Consider the following 6,503-nt stretch of genomic DNA (forward strand, 5'->3'; position numbering starts at 1 on the left):
TCGCCGGTCCGGTCGGGCCCTTTCCCATCCTCGGGGGTCGGCGGTGATCGGGAAACCTGCACACCGCACTGACTGCCATCACGAAGCCCGATAAGCGCGCGGCCGGGGCCCCGGCCCTAGGCTGGACGGCATGTACGACCCCGTTCAGCTGCGCACCTTCCTCACCGTCGCGCAGACCCTGAGCTTCACGCAGGCCGCGGCGCGGCTCGGCGTCCGCCAGTCCACGGTCAGCCAGCACGTACGCCGGCTGGAGGAGGCCACCGGCCGGCCGCTCTTCCTCCGCGACACCCACAGCGTGGAGCTCACCGAGGACGGCGAGGCGCTGCTCGGCTTCGCCCGCACGATCCTGGAGGCGCACGAGCGCGCGGCGGCGTTCTTCACGGGTACCCGGATCCGGGGGCGGCTGCGCTTCGGCGCCTCGGAGGACTTCGTCCTGACCCGGCTGCCGGAGATCCTGGAGGGGTTCCGGCACGAGCACCCCGAGGTGGAGCTGGAGCTCACGGTGGAGCTGTCGGGGACCCTGCACGAGCGGCTGGACGCGGGACGGCTGGACCTCGTACTCGCCAAGCGGCGCGGGGACGGGGACGAGCGGGGCCGGCTGGTGTGGCGGGACCGGATGGTGTGGATCGGGGCGGAGGGCCTGCGGGTGGACCCCGACCGGCCGGTTCCGCTGATCGTCTTCCCGCCGCCGGGGATCACCCGGGCCCGCGCGCTGGACGTGTTGCAGGCGGACGGCCGGCCGTGGCGGATCGCCTGTACGAGCGGCAGCCTGAGCGGTCTGATCGCGGCGGCGCGGGCGGGCCTGGGCGTGATGGCCCACACCCGGGGGCTGATCCCGCCGGGTCTGGTCCGGGTGGGCGGGCTGCCGGAGCTGGGGCCGGTGGAGTTCGCGTTGCTCCAGGGCCGGCGCGCGACCCCGGCCTCGGACGCCCTGGCCGCCGCCGTCCTCGCGGGCGGCGACCGCCTCAGCCGCCCGGCGTGACCGCCTCCCCCATGGAGTCCCGGTGCATGCCCGGCGCAGATCTCGTGGAGATCGGCCGACCGCCTCCCCGGGCCCTGTGAACACCGCCCTGACCAGTGGTGATGTGTTCGCAACGGATGTGGCGACTGCCCACCGCCGGGCTCTCGCGTGGGGTACCGTCACGGCGCCGCGCGGAGCGTAGCCGCGTGGGGAGGAGCGGGCCTTGCGCGAGTTCAGCGTCCCATCCGTGGTCACAGACGCGCCGGTCGGCGGGCTGGCCGACGTGGTCTTCCAACATGCCCGGCAGGACCCGGAGCGGGTGGTGCTCGGGCGCAAGACGAACGGGGTCTGGGGGGACGTGACCTCCCGCGAGCTGGCCGGCGAGGTGCTCGCTCTCGCGAAGGGGCTGCTGGCCCAGGGGATCCGGTTCGGGGACCGGGTGGCGATCATGTCCCGCACCCGGTACGAGTGGACCCTCTTCGACTTCGCCCTGTGGGCGATCGGCGCCCAGCCCGTCCCCGTCTACCCCACCTCCTCCGTGGAGCAGGTGCACTGGATCCTGTACGACTCCGAGTGCACGGCCTGCGTGGTCGAGGACGAGGACCAGGCGATGACCGTCGGGTCGGTGATCGAGCGGCTGCCGCGACTGCGCCGGCTCTGGCAGCTCGACGCGGGCGCGGTGGAGGGTCTCGTGCAGGACGGGCTCCAGGTCGCCGAGGACGTCGTGCACCGGCACCGGGGCGCGGTGACCCCCGACGCGACGGCCACCGTCATCTACACCTCGGGGACCACCGGCCGCCCCAAGGGCTGTGTGCTGACCCACGGCAATTTCATGTTCGAGGCCGACACCATGGTCACCCGCTGGGAGTCCGTGTTCCAGGCCGGGCCCGGCGAGCAGCCCTCCACCCTGTTGTTCCTTCCGCTCGCGCACGTCTTCGGGCGGATGGTGGAGGTCGCGGCCATCCGTGCCCGCGTGAAGCTCGGCCACCAACCGGTGCTGGCGGCTGCCGAGTTGCTGCCGGACCTCGCCGCGTTCCGGCCGACGTTCGTGCTCGGGGTCCCGTACGTCTTCGAGAAGGTCTTCGCCGCCGCCCGCCGCAAGGCCGAGGCGGAAGGCCGGACCGGGCCCTTCGACCGGGCGGTGGACGTGGCCGTGCGGTACGCGGAGGCGCGCGAGCAGAAGGCCTTCGGGATCGGGGGCGGCCCCTCGGCCAAGCTGCGCATGGAGCACCAGCTCTTCGAGAAGCTGGTCTACGGGAAGGTCCGCGACGCGATGGGCGGCCGGGTGCGGCACGCCATGTCCGGCGGTTCCGCGATGTCGCGCCGGCTCGGGCTGTTCTTCGACGGCGCCGGGATCACGGTGTTCGAGGGGTACGGGCTCACGGAGTCCTGCGCCGCGGCCACCGCGAACCCGCCCGGGGCCACGAAGTACGGCACGGTCGGCCGGCCGATCCCCGGCAGCACGGTGCACATAGCCGAGGACGGGGAGGTGTGGCTCAGCGGCCGCCACATCTTCGCCGGGTACCTCAACGATCCGCGCGGCACGGACGCCGTGCTGCGCGACGGCTGGCTGGCGACGGGGGACCTGGGGCGCCTGGACGAGGACGGGTACCTGACGATCACCGGGCGCAAGAAGGAGATCCTGGTGACCTCCAACGGCAAGAGCGTGGCGCCGACCGCCCTGGAGGAGCGGGTCCGTTCGCATCCGCTCGTCTCGCAGTGCGTACTGGTGGGCAACGACCGGCCGTTCATCGCCGCCCTGCTCACCCTGGACATGGAGGGGGTCGCGCACTGGATGGCGATGCGCGGCCGCCCGCAGCTGCCCGCGGCCGATCTGGTGCTCGACCCCGATCTGACGGCGGAGGTCCGGCGGGCGGTGGTGGCGGCGAACACCCTGGTCTCCCAGGCGGAGGCGATCCGCACGTTCCGCGTGCTGGCCGAGCAGTTCACCGAGGAGCGGGGCCTGCTGACGCCTTCGCTGAAGCTGAAGCGGCGGGCGATCGAGAAGGCCTACGCGAAGGAGGTCGCGACCCTCTACCAGCACTGACGGGATGACTGACGGGTCGTCACTTTACTTGCCATTGATATTGACGATGCGTCAGGTCGCGCACAGAATGCGGGGATTCCGACCGGAGGGGATCCACACATGTTGCGACCGATCCGCACCCTGGCCGCCGCGGCGGCGGCGCTCGCGCTCGTCTCCGCCTGCAACTCCGCCTCCAACAGCTCCTCCCCCGGCAAGCCCGGAGCCGCCGGCGACTCCCGTGGCGTGAGCGCCGACTCGATCAAGGTCGGCGGCATCGTCTCGATGACCAGCGCCAGCGGCTACAGCAAGAAGGACACCGATCTCGGGGCCAAGGCCCGCTACCTGAGAGCCAATGCCGAGGGCGGGATCAACGGCCGCAAGATCGACTACATCGGCGCCGAGGACGACGGCCAGGACCCCGCCAAGAACTTGGCCGCGGCCCGCAAACTCGTCCAGCAGGACAAGGTGTTCGCGGTCTCCCCCATGAGCTCGGTGACCTTCTCCGGCGCCGACTTCCTGGAACAGGAGAAGGTGCCCACCTTCGGCTGGGGCACGCTCCCCTCCTTCTGCGGCCCCAAGTACCTCTACGGGTTCAACGGCTGCCTCGTCCCCACCCCCGGCGGCACCCTCAACCAGACCTGGCCCGAGGGCATCGGCAAGGTCCTCGGCGGCGCCCAGGGCAAGTCGGTCGCCATCATCGCCAACGACAGCGACGCCGGGAAGTTCGGCATCCGCACCTTCCAGCAGGGCTTCACCAGCGCCGGCTTCAAGGTCACCTACGCCAAGGCCTCGGTACCCGCCACCGCGGTGCCCAGCGACTGGTCCGCGTACGTCAAGGAGCTCCTCGCGGGCACCGACGGCAAGGCGCCCGACGCGATCGTCTCCGTCATGCAGACCCCCAACAACATCGGCCTGTTCACCGCGCTCAAGCGCAGCGGCTACAAGGGGCTCCTCTCCGACCCGACCGACTACGACCCGGGCCTGCTCGCCAAGGACGCCACCAAGCAGGCCCTCGACGGCGTGCACGTGCTGCTGCAGTTCGAACCGTTCGAGTCCACCGACCCGAAGATGGCGCAGTTCAAGGCCGACATCAAGGCCGCCAACGACGGGAAAGAAATCCCGCTAAATATGCATATGATGACCGGCTACATGAGCGCCGACCTGTTCGTGTCCATCGCGAAGAAGGCCGGCAAGAACCTGACCGTCGAGTCCTTCCAGGCCGCCGCGCAGGGCTACTCCGACACCGCCACCCTGGTCGGCGACCGCTCGGAGCCCAAGGGCCAGAAGGACAGCTTCGGCTGTGGGGCACTCGTCCAGCTGAAGAACGGGGCGTACGAGGTCTCCGTACCCTTCAAGTGCTACGAGCCCATCCCCTTCAAGTAAGGGAACGGGACCCGGCATGGGAGATCTGCTCGCCTTCGTACTGAGCGGTCTGGTGTCCGGCGCCCTGTACGCACTGCTGGCCACCGGGCTGGTGCTGTCGTACTCGGCGTCCGGGCTGTTCAACTTCGCGCACGGGGCCACCGCCTACCTGTGCGCGCTCACCTTCTACGAACTGCACTCCGGGCTGGGCTGGCCGGCCGTCCCGGCCGCGCTGCTGGTGGTGTTCGTCCTGGCACCCGGGCTCGGATGGGCCCTGGACCGGCTGATGTTCCGGCGGCTCGCGCAGGTCGGCGAGACCGCGCAGATCGTGGCCACCATCGGTCTGCTGGTGGCCCTGCCGGCGGCCGGGCTGTGGGCGGTGGACCTGCTGACGGACGCGGGCGCCCCGCTCAAGCCGGCGGAGAACCAGTTCGGGCTGCCGGGGGTGGGGCCGAGCCCCGCGAAGGCCTGGCAACTCACCCCCGACGTGGGCATCGACTCCGACCAGCTCATCACCTGGGTGGCGACGGCCGTAGTGGCCGTCGCCCTGTGGGTGCTGCTGCGGCACACCCGGCTGGGCCTGCGGCTGCGGGCCGCCGTGGACAACCGCTCGCTCACCGAGCTCCGCGGGATCGACGCCGACCGGCTGTCGTCGGTTGCGTGGATGATCGCCTCGGGGCTGGCGGGGCTCGCGGGGGTGCTGGCGACCCCGCTGCTCGGCCTGTCGGCGCACGACTTCACCCTGTTCCTGTTCGTCTCGGCCACCGCCGCCGTCATCGGGCGGTTCGCCTCCGTACCGCTCGCCTTCGCGGGCGGACTGGGACTGGGGGTGCTCCAGAACCTGGTCGTCGGCTACGCGTCCTTCGCCGACTCCATCACCGGCTTCAGGACGGCCGTGCCGTTCCTGATCCTCTTCGGCGGGCTGCTGGTGCTCGCCCGGCGGGCGCGGACCGCCGGGACGGCAGCGGTGGACGTGGTTCCGGTGGACCACCTAACCGGGGCCTCGTGGGCCCGGCGGTGGGGGGTGTGGGCGGGCGGCGGCGCCGCGTTGTGCGCGGCCTTCTACACCGTGACCACCCCCTTCTGGAGCGGTCTCCTGGCCCAAGGGCTCGCACTCGCCCTGGTGTTCATGTCCTTCACCGTGGTGACCGGACTCGGCGCGATGGTCTCGCTGGCCCAGGGCACCTTCGTGACGGGCGCCGCGCTGGTCGCGGGGCTCCTGATGAGCCACGGGTGGCCGTTCGTGGCGGCGCTCGCGGTCGGAACGTGCGTGGCCGCCGTGCTCGGGGCGCTGGTCGCGCTGCCCGCGCTGCGGCTGGGCGGCCGGTCCCTGGCGCTGGCCACGCTGGCACTGGCCTTCCTGGCCGACCAGGTGCTGTTCCAGATGCGGTGGCTGCGCAACGGCGACTCGGGCTGGTCGGTCCCCCGGCCGGTCTTCGGACCCGTGGACCTGTCCGACGACCGGGCGATGGGGGTGGCGCTGGTGGTCCTGGTCGCGGTGGTCGCCGCCGGACTGAGCGCGCTGCGGAACTCCCCTTCGGGCCGGGCGATGCTCGCCGTACGGTCGGCTCCCGCCGCGGCGATGGCCTCCGGGGTGTCGGTGCTGAGGACGAAGCTGCTGCTCTTCACGCTGTCGGCGGGGCTGGCGGGGTTCGGGGGCGTGATGTACGCGTCGTACAACACCCGGATCACGGCAACGGACTTCACCGCGATGACCGGACTGGTGTGGCTGGCGGTGGTCGTGGCGGCGGGGGTCCGGCGGCCCCAGTACGCGGTGGTGGCGGGGCTGGTCTTCGCCGTTGCTCCGCGGGTGATGGCGGATTACGTGACGGCGTCGGCGCATCTGCCGGTGATTCTGTTCGGGCTGGCGGGGTTGGCCCTGGCCAACGATCCCGATGGGTATTGCGCGGCCGTTCCGGTCCGGCGGGCCCGGCGACGCGCCGCGGCCTCGGCCGGAGCCGGAGCCGGAGCCGCAGCCGGGGTCCCGGCGTTTCCCGCTGCCCGGGTCGGCGCTGGGGGCGGGGTGGGCCCTGCGGGGCAGTCCCCCACCCCGCCCCTTCCCGAAACCGGGCTCCGCCCGGACCCTTCGGGGGCTCCGCCCCCGGACCCCCGCGCCTCAAACGCCGGCGAGGCTGGATTGCCCCAGCCCGCCCG

Annotated in this window: 4 protein-coding genes; all 4 read left to right on the plus strand. The window is 72.1% G+C overall.

Translation table 11 applies throughout. From position 1 onward, the window contains the following. The first annotated feature begins 130 nt into the window (after positions 1-130). On the plus strand, positions 131-982 hold the full coding sequence (locus ACFXDJ_RS03280; protein WP_384654862.1) for a LysR substrate-binding domain-containing protein: 852 nt from the start codon (positions 131-133) through the stop codon (positions 980-982). 202 nt (positions 983-1,184) lie between these two features. Continuing rightward, positions 1,185-3,008 carry an AMP-dependent synthetase/ligase gene (locus ACFXDJ_RS03285; RefSeq protein ID WP_384654859.1) on the plus strand — a complete coding sequence of 608 codons (1,824 nt, stop codon included), beginning with the start codon at positions 1,185-1,187 and terminating at the stop codon, positions 3,006-3,008. Positions 3,009-3,107: 99 nt separating this feature from the next. Beyond that, a complete protein-coding gene (locus ACFXDJ_RS03290) occupies positions 3,108-4,370 on the plus strand; it encodes an ABC transporter substrate-binding protein (RefSeq protein WP_384654856.1) in 1,263 nt (420 codons plus the stop codon). Between the two features lie 16 nt (positions 4,371-4,386). Then, a partial coding sequence (locus ACFXDJ_RS03295) for an ABC transporter permease (RefSeq protein ID WP_384847634.1) occupies positions 4,387-6,503 on the plus strand: 2,117 nt, incomplete at its 3' end.

The organism is Streptomyces sp. NPDC059443, from assembly GCF_042750105.1.
Taxonomy (GTDB): Bacteria; Actinomycetota; Actinomycetes; order Streptomycetales; family Streptomycetaceae; genus Streptomyces.